13 protein-coding genes and 1 pseudogene are annotated in these 19,509 nt (G+C 56.1%); 6 read left to right on the top strand and 8 right to left on the bottom strand.

Annotated elements, in window-relative coordinates:
* Nucleotides 1-21 precede the first annotated feature (21 nt).
* The 6 genes and pseudogenes from GPM19_RS15405 to GPM19_RS10130 form a co-directional block, all read right to left on the bottom strand.
* Nucleotides 22-291, bottom strand: a pseudogene (locus GPM19_RS15405) (transposase); the annotation flags it as partial.
* A gap of 10 nt (nt 292-301) precedes the next feature.
* Nucleotides 302-1,630, bottom strand: coding sequence for a GIY-YIG nuclease family protein (locus tag GPM19_RS10150; protein ID WP_160418919.1), 1,329 nt, complete (start codon nt 1,628-1,630; stop codon nt 302-304).
* A complete protein-coding gene (locus GPM19_RS10145; protein ID WP_160418918.1) occupies nt 1,627-3,708 on the bottom strand; it encodes a DEAD/DEAH box helicase in 2,082 nt (693 codons plus the stop codon). The genes GPM19_RS10150 and GPM19_RS10145 overlap by 4 nt, the downstream gene beginning before the upstream one ends.
* A 3-nt stretch (nt 3,709-3,711) precedes the next feature.
* Nucleotides 3,712-6,453, bottom strand: a complete 2,742-nt coding sequence (locus GPM19_RS10140) for a DNA methyltransferase (RefSeq protein ID WP_160418917.1) — start codon at nt 6,451-6,453, stop codon at nt 3,712-3,714.
* 316 nt (nt 6,454-6,769) lie between these two features.
* Nucleotides 6,770-7,276, bottom strand: a complete 507-nt coding sequence (gene rnhA / locus GPM19_RS10135) for a ribonuclease HI (RefSeq protein ID WP_160418916.1) — start codon at nt 7,274-7,276, stop codon at nt 6,770-6,772.
* A complete protein-coding gene (locus tag GPM19_RS10130; RefSeq protein WP_160418915.1) occupies nt 7,269-8,066 on the bottom strand; it encodes a class I SAM-dependent methyltransferase in 798 nt (265 codons plus the stop codon). Before GPM19_RS10130 ends, rnhA begins: the two co-directional genes overlap by 8 nt.
* 108 nt (nt 8,067-8,174) lie before the next feature.
* On the opposite strand from GPM19_RS10130, the gene gloB reads away from it, so the two are divergent.
* The 6 genes from gloB (at nt 8,175) to GPM19_RS10100 (ending at nt 15,792) form a co-directional block, all read left to right on the top strand.
* Nucleotides 8,175-8,942 carry a hydroxyacylglutathione hydrolase gene (gene gloB / locus GPM19_RS10125; RefSeq protein WP_160418914.1) on the top strand — a complete coding sequence of 256 codons (768 nt, stop codon included), beginning with the start codon at nt 8,175-8,177 and terminating at the stop codon, nt 8,940-8,942.
* Nucleotides 8,943-8,972: 30 nt separating this feature from the next.
* On the top strand, nt 8,973-10,115 hold the full coding sequence (locus GPM19_RS10120) for a transglycosylase SLT domain-containing protein (RefSeq protein WP_160418913.1): 1,143 nt from the start codon (nt 8,973-8,975) through the stop codon (nt 10,113-10,115).
* 101 nt (nt 10,116-10,216) lie between these two features.
* Nucleotides 10,217-12,043 carry an extracellular solute-binding protein gene (locus GPM19_RS10115; protein WP_227842361.1) on the top strand — a complete coding sequence of 609 codons (1,827 nt, stop codon included), beginning with the start codon at nt 10,217-10,219 and terminating at the stop codon, nt 12,041-12,043.
* A gap of 12 nt (nt 12,044-12,055) precedes the next feature.
* Entirely contained in the window at nt 12,056-13,129 is a 1,074-nt protein-coding gene (locus GPM19_RS10110; RefSeq protein ID WP_160418911.1) for a microcin C ABC transporter permease YejB, read from the top strand.
* A gap of 4 nt (nt 13,130-13,133) precedes the next feature.
* Complete coding sequence (locus GPM19_RS10105; protein ID WP_160418910.1) at nt 13,134-14,210, top strand: ABC transporter permease; 1,077 nt, start codon at nt 13,134-13,136, stop codon at nt 14,208-14,210.
* Nucleotides 14,203-15,792, top strand: a complete 1,590-nt coding sequence (locus GPM19_RS10100) for an ABC transporter ATP-binding protein (protein WP_160418909.1) — start codon at nt 14,203-14,205, stop codon at nt 15,790-15,792. The genes GPM19_RS10105 and GPM19_RS10100 overlap by 8 nt, the downstream gene beginning before the upstream one ends.
* Before the next feature lie 200 nt (nt 15,793-15,992).
* On the opposite strand, the gene GPM19_RS10095 is transcribed toward GPM19_RS10100, so the two are convergent.
* Nucleotides 15,993-17,987, bottom strand: coding sequence for a copper amine oxidase (locus GPM19_RS10095; protein WP_160418908.1), 1,995 nt, complete (start codon nt 17,985-17,987; stop codon nt 15,993-15,995).
* Nucleotides 17,988-18,006: 19 nt separating this feature from the next.
* Complete coding sequence (locus GPM19_RS10090) at nt 18,007-19,503, bottom strand: aldehyde dehydrogenase family protein (RefSeq protein ID WP_160418907.1); 1,497 nt, start codon at nt 19,501-19,503, stop codon at nt 18,007-18,009.
* Nucleotides 19,504-19,509: the final 6 nt, after the last annotated feature.

Below are 19,509 nucleotides of genomic sequence, written 5' to 3'. Positions count from 1 at the left end.
GGCAGCCTAGTTGTCCGGTTGGCGAACCTGCTGCAAGGCAATCTCTGGCTTGGTGGCAAAACTCACATCGGGGGGTACACCGGCACGACGACAGCGGTCTGGGTCATCCACCCAAGAAGTTGGCAAATAGAGCTGCCACGCCACCTACAAGCTCGCCTGCTCTGTGGCGACCGACAAGCTGACAGCGGCCTGGCAGTTGTCTTGCTTGCCGATCTTCCCGCAATACTGTCGACTGACGCCCACCGAATGTCGGCTCTTCTTACGGATAGCCGTATCATCGATGATCCAGTAGCACGGGGTCTCAGCCTTTCAGAACCAACCGCCCGATCGTATTATCCATCCGATACTGAGCAATTGTTCCATCCACGATACTCTTTACGACCTCACGTGCAGCATCTAGCTCGACGTTGAACCACTCACGAGGCCGGTAGGTGCCTCCATCTCGGCTGTGCAGCAGGACGTTGACGCGCTGGTTGTGAAGCATGGCATGCACCAGATGCTCGAATCGTCGTGGGTCGAGGTTGTAGCAGTCGAATGACGCTACAACCTTCACCGGCGCTTCCAGGTAGGTCTGCTGCCGTTCTGCCCCAGTGATGCGTTTTTCTAACTCCTTCTCGGTGTAGCCAATCTTGTGCAGATTACGAATGCCTACAAGCGCCGGATCTTGGCTCAGCGAGCGCAAAATATAGATAACGCCTGTGCGCTTATCGTGATGAGTAATGCCCTGCATCGAGTCGAAGGTGATGTCGGGACGGAGAATGCGCCGCCCGGTCTCGTCCTTGTAGAGTGCCCTAGCGAGGGAGCGCAACAACAAATTGGACTCGGTGCCGTTGTCGAACACGACTCTCAAGCGCGGGTTGAACTTGCGCCCTGCACCGACACTCTCCTCCCCCACCTGGTCGGCGATACACAGCATGCCGTTGAGGACGAACATGTCGCCCTCATCGATTTGCGACTCCTTCTGAAATGGCACCGCCTCGGCCTCGCCTTCCCGCAGTTCCTCACGAACTTGGTCGAATAGGCCCTCGAAACGATAGAAATCATCACAGTGGGTGCGCTGGGCGATTTCGTCAGGCATGTCCCGCACGCTGGTCTCGGGCACATGAGTCAGGTCGAAGATCGACTCTACGCTCTCGTCATCGCCGCTCAGTAGCCCGAGAGTGTCGCTGTCCCAGATATCGTCAAGCGATGTCACGTTTTCAGGCGATATGGGTGCTTTCACAGTCGTGGGTGGTGTGGTCTCCGTCGACTCCCTTTGAGTGCTCTTCCCTACTCCAGCGTCTGTGGATGGCTGGGCATGATCTAAGCCCCCCGAATCGCCCACAAAGGCCCGTAGAAGCCCGAGGGAGTCCCACTCTGCCAACCCTTCGACACGTCCCAGATCGCCTCTGAGAGCGTATAAATGGGCGGCTAGCGTGGCTTCAGACAAGTCCTCGGCGTCCTTCTCTGGCTCACGATCATGCTCCCGGACAAAAGCCTCGATGTTCTGGAGACTGGCGATAAGGCGCTGATCAGTGGTGGGGGCTGAAGACCTGGGTGGTGCGACCCTCAGCAGACCCAGTTCGTCAGGTTCGGCAAAGATGTCTTCCAGGGCGCGACGCTTCGGCGGCTCACGACGAGTTCGAATCATGCCGATACTCCCCGAGCCCTTTCGCGTTTCTTCTGTTGGATGTAGGCCAGCGCCTCGGCATAGCGCATTTCCATGTGGTCATCGCTGTGCACCGATGGCGGGCGCCCCTTCTCTTTTGTGAATGCGACGATCTTGGGCCAGAGGACAACTGCCTCTTCCTCAGTCATTTGTGTGCGGTTGCCGACCACGGTGTCCTGAATGGTCTTGAGCACTGGAGCGGTCAGCGCCTTGGACAAAATTTCGTAGGCGCCTTGGAAGGGGTTGATCTGGTTGATCAGGTCGATGTTGAGGTGTTCGATGTTAACGAATTTCTCGCCGATCTTGAGGAACTGACGATTTCCCTTGGGCTCGTCACTCTCGATATCACCGTCCAAATCACGACCATCTGGCGCGGCACCGGGATCAACGGGCCCACCATCGGAATCAGTGTCATATACCGCCTCTGGCTCGTGTATCACAGCGTCCTCAGGCAGGTCGTCTTCATTGAACAGGCCCCCTGTGGCTCGCGCCCCCATCGTGGTCAGCACGGTCTCGCGCAGTAACTCACGCTCGCCTTCATCTAGATCAGGGTGCATACGTTCAATGACTTTCGGCAGCTCCACCTCGTTGATGACCTCAGGCTCGGTGGTATCCGTCACCGCAGCAGTGGCCACCTCTGGCTTCTGTAGCAGGGCAGCGATAATGTCCTCCTGACCACCGGAGTCCAGGATACCCATCACCTTGTTGGAGACTGGTGCCTGAGTGTCCTCGATGATCACAGTGCCAGGTTCAGCCTTTTCGCCAGGTGTCATGCGTGAGCGCGGCTTGAACGACACGCTGGGAGCCAAAACCTGCTCCATCAGCAAGGAGACCGTAATCGCCTTCAACAGGTTATTAACGCTGACCTTCACGTCTTCATCGTCGGCGTCAGGCTGAGCGATCAGGTTGGTGAACTGCGCATGGCTCTTACCTTCGCTGTCACGGGTGGCACGGCCGATGATCTGGACGATCTCGGTCATTGAGTTGCGGTAGCCGATGGTCAGCACGTGTTCGCAGAAGGGCCAGTCAAAGCCCTCCTTGGCCATGCCTAGGGCGATGATGACGTCGACGTCCTCAGGCTTGGTGACGTTGCGCAGATACTCCTGCACGTGTCGGCGGTTGGGCGTATCGGTCACCAGGTCAGCGACCTTGAGCAGATTTCCGCTAGGATGACGCACCGTGACGATGCCAGTTTGACTGTCCTGCACTTCGACGTCGCCCAGCGCATCGAGGATGTGGTCGACCTCGCCATACTTGTCCTTGGTGCTCTCGCCGCTGTTGACGTTAGGGATGTGGACGATGGTCTTCTTGTCCGGGTCCAGCACCTCACGTATCGCGTCGAGATAGCGGCCTTGATAGAAGTGATAACCAATCCCCAGAGACTTCAGATGGCGATAGCCGTTGAGCTGCTCGTAATAGGTGTAGGTCACCTTGTCAAAACAGGCTTCATCGTTTGGCAGCAGTATGGGCGCAGCATCACCACGAAAGTAGCTACCCGTCATTGCGACGATGTGAGCGTTAGAGCCGTTCATCACATTATCGATTAACCCACCGAGCCGGTTACCCTCGTCTACCGAGACGTGGTGGAACTCGTCGATAGCCAAGAGACAGTCGTCGAAATCCGATGATTTGAGCTTGGCGAAGGCGTAGCGCAGCGTGGCATGAGTGCAAACCAATGTGCGACTTTGCGGGTCGGCTAAAAAGCGGCAGAAGGTGTCTACCTTGCCAGTGTCACTGCCGGCACGACACAGGTCATAGTGATCATTGACGTGCCAATTCCATTGGAAGCCGTGCGAAGTAAGATCAGTGTTCTTGAATGACGCACCAATAGACATCTCAGGCACCGCCACGATGGCCTTACGAAGCCCAAGATGGTTCAGTTTGTGCAGAGCAAGGAACATCAGTGCCCGCGACTTACCGGACGCCGGAGGCGCCTTGAGCAGCAGATATTGGCTGTCGCGCTTCTCGTAGGCTCGCGCCTGCATCTCGCGCATCCCCAACGCATCACTACTTGCGCTCTTGCCGGTCTGGGCATACTCGACCTTGATCAGTTCCGCCATGCCTTAGCCCTCCTTGATGACAGCGTTGCGAGATTTCTTGGTTCGACTTGGCTTTGACGCTGTCTCGGCCTCAATCAACGCCTCGTAGCGGGCCAGCAGATACTCTTGGCGCTCAGCGGTATCGCGGAAAGGACGGTCGCGGTAGAGCCTTTCCACGGCACGGTCCAATGCTTGGTGGGCTTCCAAGAGGTTATCGGGCATCTTGTCGGGATCGTAGAGCTGCGCCATCGTCTTATCGGGATGGGCGGCACGGGCGAGGATAACGGCTCGCCCGAATTTCTCGATTTCTTGGCGCTGGCGGTCGGAGGCTTCCGGCCAGGGGAAGGTGTTGTAGACCAGCGAGGCCGAATATCGGTAGTCGCTTTTGAGACGACCACCCACGAGACGCAGCCAGTCCATGTGCATTTGGGTGGAGAGGATGGCGAATTCGTAAAGGGTGCCACCCGGAATCATCTGAACTAGATTCGTAGTGATGACAGAATGGTTAAATATTCCAACTGGAGCATAGCTCCTCCTCTCAGAAGTCACGCTTGGAACTAAAATATATTCGTCTTCACTAAATTGCCGAACTTGACCAAACAAGTGAGGAGTTTCTGCTATTCTTCGTGTATCAGCCTTTTTGCTAGCACAGCGCATTTTTTTGACTAAATCAACACGCTCCCGAACGACAGCTACTGAATTAATCTCATCTTTGTCTACACCTACTAGCCACAAACACCAGCGTTTATAGTCTTGCAAGAAATCTTGAGAGCCCATCAACCGCTTAACCCACGGCTTTACCCTCTGATCTTCCGAAATTAAACTCTCTTTTTCTTCTTCCGTTAAAACAAGGTGGCCACCGTCCACAGGTTTGTTGCCATTAACCATGAAAGTAGACCCAACCAAAGGCTTCTTCCTGCTCGCAACCACTGTATTGGAACCTTCGAGGAGGAAAGGGCTGATATTATTTACTAGCCGCATTCGCCACTCGCCACCTAAATACTGGTATAAGCGCTTTTCGCGTGGATTCCTAGCAATCCCAATGATTATCACATGCACACCAGCGTTGGACTGTGCACTATTCTTCCAATTGAAAGTTTGGTAAGCAAAGTTGATTTCAACACCAAGCTCTAAAATGAAAGGCCACAGCATCGCCACCTGCTCACCTTGGCAAATGGAGTTAGTCGAAACAAAAGCTAAATTACCATGTTCTCGTATATACTGAGCGCCCTTCCAAAAAAAGCTAGCCACATAGTCAAGATAGCGGTGCTTTTTAAAGCCGTAGAACACCTTATCTATATCTTCATTCTGTTCATCCGAGCGATAACTAGCACCACGATAAGGTGGATTACCGCACACATAAGTCTCGACAAACTCGTCATTAAGGCAAACAGTATTCCAATCCAACTGAAGACTATTCCCAAGGACAAGATTTGCTGAGTCTTTGAGCGGAAGCATTGGCTCGGAACGACCAAACTCTTCGGCAAAAAGCGTATTCATCTGGTGCTCAGCAAGCCACAGCGAAAGCTGCGCCACTTCATGTGCAAAGTCAGCAATCTCGATGCCATAGAACTGGCTCAGCCGAATCCCGCTCATGAACATCTCTTGCTGACCGGACACGTCCTGAAGTGCCCGGAACACGGCCATCTCCAAGCGGCGCAGCTCCTTGTAGGAGATGATCAGAAAGTTGCCGGACCCCATCGCCGGATCGAACACGCGAATCCTCGTCAGCCGCTCCAGCAGCGCTTCTAGCTTCTTGCGGTTGCCCTCCGCCTTGTGCAACTCCACATAGAGCGTGTCGAGGAACAAGGGGCGAAGCAGTTTCAAAATATTGGGCACTGAGGTGTAGTGCTGACCCAGCGCATCACGACTCTCTTCATCCACGACTGCCTGGAACATCGAACCGAAGATATCGGGATTCACCGCCTCCCAGGCGAGCTGCCCGCACTCGATCATCATCCGCCGACCCTTGCCGCGAATCTCGGGCACGGGCAGGTCATCCCGGAACAAACCGCCGTTAACGTAGGGGAACTGCGCCACGTGGGCAGGCAGATCTGCCGAACGCTCGCTCTCCGGCTGGTTCATTACTCTGAAAAGCTGGGCGAGCAGCTCAGTTAGCCCCTCGCCGTTCTCACCGCTGGCCTCGGTGATGACCTTGGTGAAGGCGTTCTTGGGAAAAATATCGGTATCTTCGGCGAAGTAGCAGAACAATAGACGAGTCAGAAAAACGTTTAGCGAGTGGAGCTGCTCGGGCGTGCTGAACTCGTTGACCTCCTTCAAGCGATCAAACAGCCGCCCCATCTTCGCAGCTGCCTTCAGGTCAGCAGACGCCTCCTCGAAGCGCTTGGTGCGCTCCAGGCCGGCCATTGGGGCGAAGAAGAGGTATTGCGTGGGAAGATCACTAAAAACGACCTCCAGACGCTCGTCTGTCTTGGTATCGAGTGCTGTCAGCTCCCGGTAGTCCGTGACAACCAGGAAGCGGCACTTGTGACGAGGTGGCTCATCTTCGTCTACCAGCACCTGCAACGCCTCGTGGACGCTCTCCCCTTGGCGCACCGGCATAAAGTAGAGCCAGTTCTTCAGGGCTACGTGCCCGTCGTCCTTCCGGCTGGCCACATTGCGCTGACCACCGTTGCGAATCTGGGTGATGGTTGCCTTGGGAAACCCATAGGCATCGAGAAAGGCGTAGATGAATTCATCGCTGACAGCGTCTGGCTGTGTCGCAGCGGTGAGCGTATCCATACAGTAGGTCTGATCGAAGGCCATGCGACCTGTGCTCCCTAGGTGATGACTCTGGTGGAGCCAGTAATTCTTTATTCCTAGAGAATACGCACCTGGTCAGGTGATGTCACTGATCTGAATTCAAGCATATAGATAACCTAAATCCGTGAAGCTGGCCCCTGAAATGCTCACTTGCATTGAGCGGGCAAGTGTCGGCGCCGGCTTCACGAATTCAGAGGGGCGTAAACTTGAAATGTAAACAGAAAGGGTTCAAAACCGGCTATCGTTTACATTTTAACATAGTGCCTGGACGAAAAACGACACCAAACCCTTGCACTCACTCACTCACTTATCGTTTACACTACTTTCTTGTGGATAGAATATCATTACCTGCCTCATGGGCAACTCTCCGGTTATGCTCATCAATGGCGGCATTGGCCAAGGCATCGGCGCGTTCATTCTCGGCGTGGCCACTATGGCCTTTTACCCAATGCCACTCGATCTCGTGCCGAGCCGTTTCCTGCTGCAAGGCTTTCCACAGCTCGGCATTTTTTACCGGCTGTCGCGCGGAGGTCATCCAGTTACGCTTGACCCAATTGTCGATCCACTGGGTGATACCCTGGCGAAGATACTGCGAATCCGTCCACAAGAGCACCTTGCAAGGCTTTTTCAGCTCACGTAGCGCCATGATGGCGGCCATCAACTCCATACGATTATTCGTAGTGAGCGGCTCGTAGCCTTTCAGTGTCTTTTCATGCTCCCCGCTGTACAGGACGGCGCCCCAGCCCCCGGGCCCCGGATTTCCACGACAGGCGCCATCGGTATAAATGGTGACCTTCGGTTGGGCTTGATAGAGAACCTCACTCACTATTGTTGTCCTTCCTCTTGCTGGGGCTCGCATGGCGGCCGTGGTTTTCAGAACTTGTTCGCGTCGCCCCTTGGGTCGTATTGCGCACCGGCGCTTTCAGGTTGAACCTCAGCGGCGTGATCGACGCCCGCTGTTGCTGACGTCTTGCCTGGATCATGTAACTTTCTCCGATAGGCAAGTTATAGCGCCTACCCAACGTTTCCCAAAATTCAGGCCCTGCCTTGCCCCCTGGCCAACGAAAGCAGCAATAGTCTACGCGTTCTATTTCAAAATCGACAAACGCCAGCCACTCACGAAGGCTGGCCGGCGTACGCCATGTGCCGTTCCAGGGAATCTGGTGTTGACGAAAAGGCCGGTGTCGGGACAATTGTCCCACGCCAAAAGGATGGAAACCGAAGATAACCAGCTTTCCATTATCTGCCGTGACGCGAGCGGCCTCTTGCAGGGTGTGATGGGCATTGGACACATTTTCGAGCCAATGATGAAGCACGGTTAAATCCAGACACTGATCGGGGAGTGGCAATGCATCCGGCGGGCACACCAGGGTTTGTTCAGTCTCGGCCATGCTAAGCACCGGCGCCCAGCGCAGAGGGTGGCGAATCGGGCACATGGTGGTAAGCGGCCCTGCCATTCCCATCTCCAGGCTATGTCCCCCAAAAAGCTCTTCGCACACCGGCCCCAGGCAGGCACGCTGCGCTTCCCACTGAGTTCGACCCGTCTCCGAGTCCCAGTATTGCCTATTATCTTTCAGGCACTGGGCCAGTTCCATCGCCGTTGTCGAAGTTGACATGAAAAGCGCTTCCCTCCACAGTTAAGGTTTTTTAGTCACTTTATCGTAGTGTTTGGCTGGCACCTAAAGCCGCTAACAATTCATCCACCGCCTCCAAGGATCTCGCCCATGCTGAGCGTGACACCGATTCCCGCCCTAAGCGATAACTATATCTGGTTATTAAGACAGGATTCGAGTCAAGGCGTTTGCGTGGTGGACCCAGGCGAAGCAACACCGGTCATCGAGCTACTTGAACGCGAGTCGCTCACCCTCGAGGCCGTCTTGATTACCCACCATCACCACGATCATACCGGCGGCTTGGCAGAGCTTATCAAGCGCTACGCACCTCGCGTGATCGGCCCCCAGAACCCACAGATCAGCGGTATTGACGAACAGGTCGGTGACGGTGACGAAGTACGCGTCATGGGCCGCTTGTTCGATGTCATTGCAACGCCTGGCCATACCCTCGATCACATCAGTTTTTTTGCCCCCGGCATTCCACCGTTGCTGTTTTGTGGCGACACCCTGTTTTGCGCCGGATGTGGGCGTCTATTCGAAGGCACTCCCGAACAGATGCAACAGGCTCTGACGCGCCTGGCCCGCCTTCCCCAGGATACGCTGGTATTTGCCGCCCATGAATACACCCAGGCAAACCTGGCATTTGCTCAAGCGGCCGACCCAGACAACCAGGACGTCAAGACGACGCTTGAAGAGTGTCGTAAAGCCAGAGCGCTGGAACGCCCCACATTACCCAGCACGATTGGACGCGAACTAAAAATCAACCCTTTCCTGCGCACCGAAACATCGGGGGTACGCCAAGCGGCGGGCACACAAGGCCCAGCTGACGATAACCTGGCGACGTTCACTACCTTGCGCGAATGGAAAAACCGCTTTTAAACGTCATTTTGACACGGATTATCTTCTTATATGACCTACCGTACTTTACGCCAACGCCTCTTGGTGGGCGCCGGCGGTACGCTGCTGCTAGGTTTGCTAGCGGCCACGGCCACCAGCCAGGCAGCGACAACCGAAAGATTCAATAGTGCTTTACCCCTTCAGCTGAATTTCTGGGAAACCTTGGAACTCAAGCAACAAGATGCCTGGAGCATGTTACGCAAGACCTTCCAATGGCAGAAGCAACCTCTGCCTCCCGAAGCCCAAGCGCGTGTCCAGAAATGGATCGATTACTACCGTTCCAGCCCCGAAAACATTGTTGCAATTACCGAGCGCGCCCGGCCTTGGATCGCATGGATTACTCAACAAGTCGCTGAGCGCGGCTTGCCGGGCGAGCTGGCCTTGATACCTTTTGTAGAAAGCTCTTTTGACCCCGTCGCTCGCAGCCACCGGGGTGCCGCCGGCCTATGGCAGTTCATGCCGAGAACCGGCGATGCCATGGGCCTGGTGCGCAATGGTAGTTATGATGGGCGACTTGACGTTATAAGAGCCACCTCCGCGGCACTGGACTACATCGAAATGCAAGCCGACCAATGGTATAAAGGCGATCTCACGCTTTCACTGGCGGCTTACAATGCCGGCGCCGGCACGGTCAATCGGGCGCTACGCCACGCACCAGGTCAAGATTACTGGAGCCTGCGGCTTCCCTCCGAAACCATGCATTATCTGCCCAAGTTGTATGCGATTGCAGCAATCGTCAACGACCCCGCTCACTACCAGGTAAGCCTGCCTGATATTCATACCCAACCGGGCTTCACTCAAGTGAGACTCAGCCAACCGGTGAGTCTTGCAGAAGCATCACGCCTGATGAAAATCAGCCCGTCGTCACTGACCGAGCTGAACCCCGGCCTGCTTAATGGCACCTTGCAGCCACGACTGGCGCGGATACTATTGGTACCGGAACAAGCCGATGTTTCGCTGCTCGCCGGATTGACCAACAACGGCACCCAACAGATTGCTGAAAATGGTAATACCTATTTGGTACAACGGGGCGACAGCCTTTCCGCCATTGCGGCGCGTTATAAGGTCAATCAGCAGGAACTGGTACGCCTGAATGGCATCGAACGACCGGAAACTATACAGCCGGGACAGCTCCTGACTCTTTCAGAGGGCTGAGGTGATTGACCTCGTTTAAAAGGAAAGCCGCTATGCGATGCGTTGCGCAATTTTTTCATGCTCTATTGCCCTGGAGCCTGGGGGCTATCTTGAGCCTCAACATGGCGTTGGGGGAAGCCATCGAGCACAGCGACGTACCTCGCAAAGCGATACAAACCGTTCACGCCCTTTCCCTTTATGACGAACCGGCGCTGACGGAAGATTTCCCTTACTTTCCGCATGTCAATCCGCAAGCGCCCAAAGGGGGCAGCCTGACACGCACCGCGGTAGGGGGCAGTTTCGATTCAACCAATCCGTTCATTATTCGTGGCACGCCCGCCACCGGCATTTTTCAGATATACGATACGCTGATGGTAGAAAATCCCGGCGAGCCTTTCAGCCTGTATGGACTACTCGCCCAAGGTGTGCGACTGGCGCCTGATCGCAGCTGGATCGAGTTTGACCTGCGTCCGGAAGCCCGCTTCCAGGATGGTGAGCCCGTGACCGCCTACGATGTAGTCTTTACGCTGGAATTACTGCGCGACAAAGGCAATCCTTTCTACAGCAGCTATTATGCCGGGGTCGAAAAGGCAGTCGCCCTGGATGACCACCGGGTACGTTTCACGTTCAGCGACACCGACTCCCGTGAGCTTCCCTTGATTGTCGCCCAGCTACCCATTCTGCCCCGCCATTACTGGGAATCGCACGATTTCACCGCCCCGACGCTGGCACAACATCCCGGCTCCGGCCCTTATCGAATAGCCGAGGTGGATCCCGGTCGACGTATCGTCTTTCAACGCGATGAAGATTACTGGGGCAAACATCTGCCGGTCAATCGCGGCCGCTACAACATAGACCGGCTCGTCTTCGACTATTACCGCGACCGCGACATCGCCTGGGAAGCGTTCAAGGCCGGGCTGACCGACTTTCGTATCGATGCGCGTGCCGCCACCTGGGCAACCGGCTATGACTTTCCCGCCTACCGCGAAGGAAAGGTCAAGCGCCTTACCGTGCCCGACGTCAATCCTTCGATGATGCAGGCTTTTGTGTTCAATCTGCGCAAGGATAAATTCAGCGACCCCCGCGTGCGCGAAGCCCTGAGCCTGACGTTTGATTTTGACTGGTTGAACACCAATATCTTCTACGAGACCTACCAGCGTACCGAAAGCTTTTTCGAGAACTCTCAAATGGAAGCGCAGGGCTTGCCCAGTGGCGAAGAACTCGCCCTGCTCGCCCCTTTTAGTGAACAGATTGCCGAAGAGCATCATTCAGAACGCGTCTTCACCAGCCCACTTCCCATGGCACGCCCCGACGACATGCGCGAGCGGTTTCGCCTGGCCTTCAGCCTGCTGCAGGAAGCCGGTTATCGCATTAAAGACGGAGTGCTGGTCAACCAAGAGACGCAACAGCCACTGGAACTGGAAGTACTGCTTTACGATTCCGGCCTTGAACGGGTCGTCCAGCCCATGCTTCGCAACATGGCACGTCTGGGGGTGCAAACATCGTTGCGTATCGTCGATATCAATCAATACCTCAACCGCCAGCGGAATTTCGATTTTGACATGGTGATCAGCCATTTCCCTCAATCCAATAACCCCGGCAACGAACAACGTGACTACTGGACCAGCGAGGCCGCCGACAGCCCGCAAAGCCGTAACCGCATGGGCCTGAAAAACCCGGTGGTGGACGCCCTGGTAGAAGAATTGATTGCCGTGGACAGCCGTGAAGAGCTCCATCAAGTAGCCCGTGCCCTTGACCGCGTCCTGCGATGGGGATTTTATGTGATTCCGCATTACCATTCCGGTGAAACCCGAATTGCGATATGGGATAAATTCGGCTACCCCGAACCCTTCCCCCAGTACGCCATGGACCTCGATGCCTGGTGGGTGGATCCCCAACAAGACGCTGAGCGACAGCGGTCGGAGTCACCGACGCCAACCCAGCCGTAAAAGGAATGCTACGTGGCTCGTTATACCTTACGTCGTCTGCTGTTGATGATCCCCACCCTGTTCGGGATCATGCTGCTGAACTTCATCATCGTTCAGGCAGCCCCGGGGGGGCCGATCGATCAGATGCTGGCCCGCTTTGAAGGTGCCGATGCCATGGCCAGCACGCGCATGGACATGGGCGGCGCGGAAGTTCAGGTGCAAGATGAATCCCGGGGTGCCAGGGGGATCGACCCACGTTTTATCGAACAGCTCGAACAGCAGTTCGGCTTCGATCAGCCCGCTCACCTGCGTTTTTTGGGCATGATGGGCGACTACTTGACCCTGGATTTCGGCACCAGTTTCTTTCGTGATCGCCCGGTGGTCGACCTGATGTTGGAACGTCTGCCCGTCTCGATCTCGCTGGGGCTCTGGACCACCTTGCTGGTGTATCTGATCTCGATTCCCTTAGGGGTACGCAAGGCACTGCGCCATGGTTCACGCTTCGATGTGTGGACCTCGGGACTGGTCATCGTAGGCTATGCCATTCCGGGGTTCCTGTTCGCCATTTTGCTGATCGTGGTGTTTGCCGGCGGCACCTATCTTGACTGGTTCCCGCTGCGCGGGCTGACCTCGCCGAACTTCGAACAGTTATCCACCTTGGGCAAGATCAAGGATTATTTCTGGCACATCACCTTGCCGGTCGTCGCCCTTTCCATCGGCAGTTTTGCCACCCTGACCATGCTGACCAAGAACAGCTTCCTGGATGAAATCCACAAGCAATATGTGCTGACTGCGCGAGCCAAGGGAGCCAGCGAACGTCGCGTGCTTTACGGCCATGTGTTTCGCAACGCCATGTTGATCATCATCGCCGGGATTCCCGCCGCCTTGATCGGCATCTTTTTCACCGGGGCGCTGCTGATCGAAGTGATTTTCTCGCTGGACGGGCTGGGGTTGCTGGGTTTCGAAGCCGTGATGCAGCGCGATTATCCGGTGATTTTCGGCACCCTGTTCCTGTATACCCTGATCGGCCTTGTGCTCAAGCTGATATCCGATCTTACCTATGTGTGGGTCGACCCACGCATCGATTTCGCCACCCGGGAATCATGAGTTGATGGGCATTTTGACAAACCGCTTTTCCCCCATTACCCGGCGCCGCCTGGCAGCGTTCAAAGCCAACCGCCGCGCGCATATGTCACTGTGGCTGTTTGGCGTGCTGTTTATCTTGAGCCTATTCGCTGAGCTTATCGCCAACGATAAACCCATCGTCATGCAGTACGAGGGAAACTGGTACGTACCGCTGCTGGTGGATTATCCCGAAACCGAATTCGATGGATTCTTGCCGACGCGCACCGACTATCTCGACCCTTTCATACAACAACAGATCAGCGAACACGGCTGGGCCTTGTGGCCGGTAATCCCGTTTTCCTATCAGACGCTGGACATGCAGATGACCCGGCCTTCTCCCGCACCTCCCGATTCCCGCCACTGGCTGGGCACCGATGACCAGGGGCGCGATGTAATGGCCAGGGTGATCTACGGCTTTCGGCTGTCGGTGGTCTTCGCCCTGGTACTCACCGCGGGCTCGCTGGTGATGGGCGTGTTGATCGGCGGCATTCAAGGTTATTTCGGCGGCAAAGTGGATTTGATCGGCCAGCGTTTTACCGAAATCTGGTCGGGCCTGCCGGTACTGTTCCTGTTGATCATTCTGGCAAGTTTCGTTCAACCGGGCTTCTGGTGGCTTCTGGGGATTATGCTGCTGTTTTCCTGGCTGGGTCTGGTGGATATCGTGCGTGCTGAATTCCTGCGCGCACGTAACCTGGAATACGTGCGCGCCGCCAAGGCCATGGGCCTACCGTCACGCCTGATCATGTGGCGTCATGTGTTGCCCAATGCCATGGTGGCGACCCTCACCTTCATCCCCTTCTTGTTTACCGGGGCGATCGGCACCCTGACGGCCCTGGATTTCTTGGGCTTCGGCCTCCCCCCCGGGGCGCCTTCATTGGGAGAACTGGCCGCCCAGGGCAAGAACAACCTGCACGCGCCATGGCTCGGCATTACCGCCTTCATGACCCTCGCCATCATGTTGTCGCTGCTGGTATTCATTGGCGAGGGATTGCGTGATGCCTTCGACCCGCGCCACATTCATAGCGTCCAACCCGATCAAGACAAGGAACAGGCGCATGCCTAAGCCGCTGCTGGAAATCGAACACCTGAGCATTGCCTTTAATGGAACGTCCATCGTTGAGGATCTGTCGCTGCATATTCAGCCCGGCGAAACCTTGGCACTGGTAGGGGAATCCGGCTCGGGGAAATCGGTTTCCGCTTTGGGAATGATGAACTTGTTGCCGCCCAATGCCCGCGTCACCGGGCAGCGGCGTCTTGGCAATACCGAGCTTGACTCTCTCAAGCATACGGACTGGACGAAAATCCATGGCAATCGCGTCGGCTTTATCTTCCAGGAGCCGATGACATCGCTCAATCCTTTGCACACCATCGGTAAACAGATTGGCGAAACCTTGCGCTTACACCAAGGCTTGCGCGGTAACCAGGCCCGCCAGCGCATGCGTGAACTGCTTACCCAGGTCAAGCTGCCGCGCCCCGATGAGCTGCTGGATGTCTGGCCGCATCAACTTTCCGGGGGCCAGCGTCAGCGGGTGATGATCGCCATGGCGATTGCCAACCAGCCCGATTTGCTGGTGGCTGACGAACCCACCACGGCACTGGATGTAACGGTACAGCAAGAAATTCTGGCGTTGTTGAAGGAACTGCGCGACGCCTATGGCATGGGCATGCTGTTCATCACCCATGACCTCAACCTTGTGCGGCGCCATGCCGACCGGGTTTGCGTGATGTATCAAGGCAAGGTGCAAGAAACCGGCCCGGTGGAAACGGTCTTTACCCGCCCTCAAAGCGCCTATACCCAAGCGCTGATCGATGCCGAACCCGAAGGCCGCCCGATGCCGGTGGCACGCGTTCAGCCCCTTCTCGAAGCTAAAGCACTCGCGGTCAGCTTCAAGCGCCCCAGAAAAGGCCTCTTCGGTCGCCAGCCGCCGCCCTTCGAGGCGGTGAAATCCACGGATCTTTACATCACGCCGGGCGAAACCCTGGGCATCGTGGGCGAATCCGGCTCGGGCAAGACCACCCTGGCCTCGGCGCTGATGCGCCTCACCACCAGCCAAGGTGAAATCAGGTTGGGCACTGAGCGTCTCGACCAGTTAAGCGGCAATCAGCTTCGCCGCCAACGCCACCGGCTGCAGATGGTGTTTCAAGACCCTTATGGAGCCCTGTCGCCGCGCATGCCGGTGTTTGACATTATCAGTGAAGGGCTGCGCTTTCATTATCCCAAGCTTTCGAAACAAGAAGTCACGCAAAGGGTCAACCAGACATTACGTGAAGTCGAATTACCCGAAAGCTGCGCCGCCCGCTATCCTCACGAATTTTCCGGGGGGCAACGCCAACGTATTGCCATCGCCCGCGCCATCATTCTCGAGCCTGAATTACTGGTGCTCGACGAGCCTACCTCGGCACTGGATCGCAGCGTACAGAAGCAGCTGGTCACATTATTGCGCGAGCTGCAGCATCGTCGTCAATTAAGCTACCTGTTCATCAGTCATGACCTGGCAGTGATACGCGCCATGGCCCATCGCATCATGGTATTGAAGGAAGGTCAGGTGGTGGAACAAGGCGATTGCCTGGAGGTACTATCCAATCCGCAACATTCTTACACTCGCACCTTGGTGGCAGCGGCTAATTTGGCACCCGCTTCCTAAACCAGAATTTTCTGGGCTGGATAGCTTGCGAATGGGTGGTTTTGAGATAGTATTTGAAGTGACTTAATATAACGGTATAAAAATGACTGGCAAGCTATTCGAACTGAAGTAGCGCGTCGTCTTTACCGACAAAGCTCCGGCATTTCGCCAGAGCTTCGTCGTTTACCTGAAGAAGACAAGGTTATGGGGTGGTCGACACATTACTCCGGTGTACGCACCGTGATGGACGGATTGTGGTCGAAGAAGTTGAAAGGCGAGAGAATCGTGCCTTTCCACATCGTCGGCATTACCGGCCAGTCTTCCATTCTGGGTATATGATGGAAGCCCATCGTATACCAGACCACGATATCCTTATCCTTGACCGAACGTCCCTCCTCGGCCCATTTCGGCAAGGTATCCTCTCCTGTGCTCTGGAAGGCGTACTCGCCGCCGGCATAGCGCTGGGCCTTGTCGTAAGGGGTAACCCAGAAGGTCTTGTCGATATAGGCATTGCGGATAGCGGGCGCATCGTTGACCACATCCAGCGGGCTGTAAGCGACGCTATTGTTGGGAAGGATCATGTAACCCGGATTGTGGCCCAGACCACTTTCCTTGTTGGTATTGGTCACATGATACATGGCGGGTGTATTGGGGTTGACGCGATACTGCGCCTCCTTTTCGGTTTCCGGCACTGACATTTCAGTCGTCCACATGGACCGACGAATCGCATCATCCTCTACCGTGGCCGGCACGATTCCGGTGCGCATGAAGGTATTTTCCTGGCCGTCGATGTCGAAGTCGAAGCGGAAATTGAAGAAATGATCATGATTCGGCGCAACGAGATTCGGCGCGATCAGGGTTCCGTGCGTGGTATCTTGCTCAGCCGTGTCGTCGTTCATACTCTTCGAGGCGACCCCTTTTACGGCGTCCAGTCCGGTCGAGCCGACCATCACCCGAATGCGGCCGTCCTGCATGAAGACATAGTCGATCAGATAGTCATAGTTGCCGATCTGGGAAGCGGTACGCACCACAAGCTCGGTCCAGGGACGGCCTTCGGTAGGCACGGCCTCTTCCTCGGATTGGGCGAAAATTTCATAGTGACGCCAGATGGGATCACCGGTGCTGCGCTCGAAGACACAGATTGCATCGGGAATCTCCAGCGGCTCGCCGGTGTCCGTATGGACCATGGCGGGCAGGAAGGTGGAGTGGGCAGGACAGTCGACCCTTGGCCGCAGCGGGGTCAGAAATAGACCAAAGCCATATTCACCACTGTCCATGTAGGTGCGCCAGTACCAGCCTTCGTCCGGGTCCATGTAGGGCACGAACACTTCAGAGAGATGCGCCTGATAAAGCACTGAACGCCAGTCGTCGTCATCCTTGGCGGCAATATTGGAAAGAACAAGCCCCGGGCGCTTGTCGATACGGTAGTTGAAGCGCCACATGTCCCATTCAACCTGGCTTCCCTCAATGGTGAAGTTCGCTCCCCCCGGTTGAGTCAGCTCGGCCGGGCTGGACTCTTCGCGCAAGCCGTAACGCTCGTCGATTTCCTCATCGGTATAACCCCAGGGGTCTTCGGGCAAGGGAATAGCCCCGGTATCGATCACCTCGACCACTTCCATTGCATTGAGGTCGACCAGCGCCACCAGCCCTTCGATAGGCTTGGCATAGAAGTTGGACGCTTCCGGGTTCAGGTAGCAAGGCACCTTCATCAGACGGCCGCCCCGCTCTTCCTCGGTCAGAAAATTTCCCGCCGTCAGCGGCAAGCAGAAAACGTCATTGGGAGTCAGGCCCCGGGCTTGCAGCCCTTCCACCATGTCTGGATGGCCAAGCGCCATATCCATCGTCTTGATGAACTCGTCGAACAGCAGCATGCTTTGGCCGCCGCTTTCGTTCCAGGAAACTATTTTGCCTTCGTTGAGATCGATGACCGCTTCATACGCAGAGCCTTTGTCCTTGACGATGGCGCGCGCGGTCCGCGGGATGGTGTCGCCTTCTTCCCAATCGAGCACGAACGATTTATCGGGCTCCACCAGTTCGATCAAGGGGAAACGCCCGCTATCGGTGAGTTTGCCTTCGTCTCGAAGAATCTGGGTCACTGCCTGGTACTCTTCACCTTCAAGGCCGTCGAGGGGGTGCGTGACCTCGGCGACTGCCGGTATGGCGAACAGGCTGGCTGACGCCATGATCGCGCCAAGCCCTTTATGCACATAGCTCATGATTGTTGTCCTTCTTCAGCTAGTAAGCGATACACACCGATTTGATCTCGGTGAAGGATTCCACGGCTTCTCTTCCGAACTCACGCCCAATCCCGGACTGCTTGAAGCCACCGAAAGGCAGGCTCGAATCCAGCGTGACATGCGTATTGACCCAGACGGTGCCCGCCTCGATTTCAGGAATAAGACGCATGGCCTGAGTAAGGTTGTTGGTCCAGATACTTGCCGACAGGCCCAGGTCGCTGTCATTGACCATTCTCAACGCTTCATCCACATCATCGAAAACGATGACCGAGAGCACCGGGCCGAAGATTTCTTCTCGGGCCACGGTCATGTCCTGAGTCACATCGGCAAGCACGATAGGCGAGACGTAATAGCCCCCGTCATCAGGCACTTCAGCGCCACGAAGAACCCTTGCTCCTTCCTGCTCGGCCTTGTCGATATAGCCCAGAACGCTTTGTTGGTGGCGTTTGGATACGAGTGGATTGAGTTGAGTGGTGGGATCCATGCCTGGCCCGACGGACATCTGCGAGACGGCTTCGTAGAGGCGTTGGCAGAAGGCATCATAGATGCTGCGATGCACATAGAAGCGGGAAGCGGCAGCGCACACCTGGCCCTGGTTGAGCAGGCCGGCCAACAGCGCGCCTTGTACGGCCTTGTCCAGGTCGGCATCTTCCAGGACCAGCATCGGGTTCTTGCCCCCCAGTTCCAATGCGAAATGCGCCATATGATCGACTGCGGCGTGGCCGATCTGTTTACCTACCACCGTGGAGCCGGTGAATGTCACCTTGCGAACATCAGGATGGCTCGACAGCTGAGCACCTGCGGTGGATCCCGGCCCTACCACCACATTGAACACACCGCTGGGTACGCCCGCTTCGATAGCCAGCTCCGCCAGACGCAATGCACTAAGGGGGGTTTCCGAGGCCGGTTTAATGACCACTGAGCAACCCGTGGCCAATGCCGGCATGATTTTCCACAGCGCGATCATCAACGGGAAATTCCACGGCACGATGCCGGCAACCACGCCGACGGGTTGGCGGATCGTATAGGCGTTGAACTCCGCCCCTTCGGGCATACCGATCGAAACATTGACCGTCTTGCCTTCGATCTTGGTCGTCCAGCCCGCCATGTAGCGCATGAAGTCCACCGAATAGCCGACATCCAGTAAGCGGGTGATATTGATCGACTTGCCTTGGTTAAGAGTTTCGATCTGAGCGAATTCTTCGCTGTTCTTCTCAAGCAAGTCGGCGAATTTCAGCAGGATCCGTTCACGTTGGGCGGGCTTCATGCCACGCCATTTTTTGCTATCGAATGTGGCCTTGGCGACAGACACCGCTCGATCGACAATCGTCTCGTCAGCCAGCCCGACTTGGCTTAGTGCTTCGCCAGTGGCCGGGTTGAACACATCCACCTTTCTCTCAGCCCCGGCAACGAAGCTGCCATCGATGTACGAGCCTGTTGCACGCTTGAGAAAAGCTTCGACCTCTGGAAGTCGCTCGATACTCACATCACTCATAAAACC

The organism is Vreelandella zhuhanensis, from assembly GCF_009793355.1.
GTDB classification, from domain to species: domain Bacteria; phylum Pseudomonadota; class Gammaproteobacteria; order Pseudomonadales; family Halomonadaceae; genus Vreelandella; species Vreelandella zhuhanensis.
The sequence above is the reverse complement of the archived record's forward strand: the minus strand, read 5'-3'. Positions and strand labels throughout refer to the sequence as shown.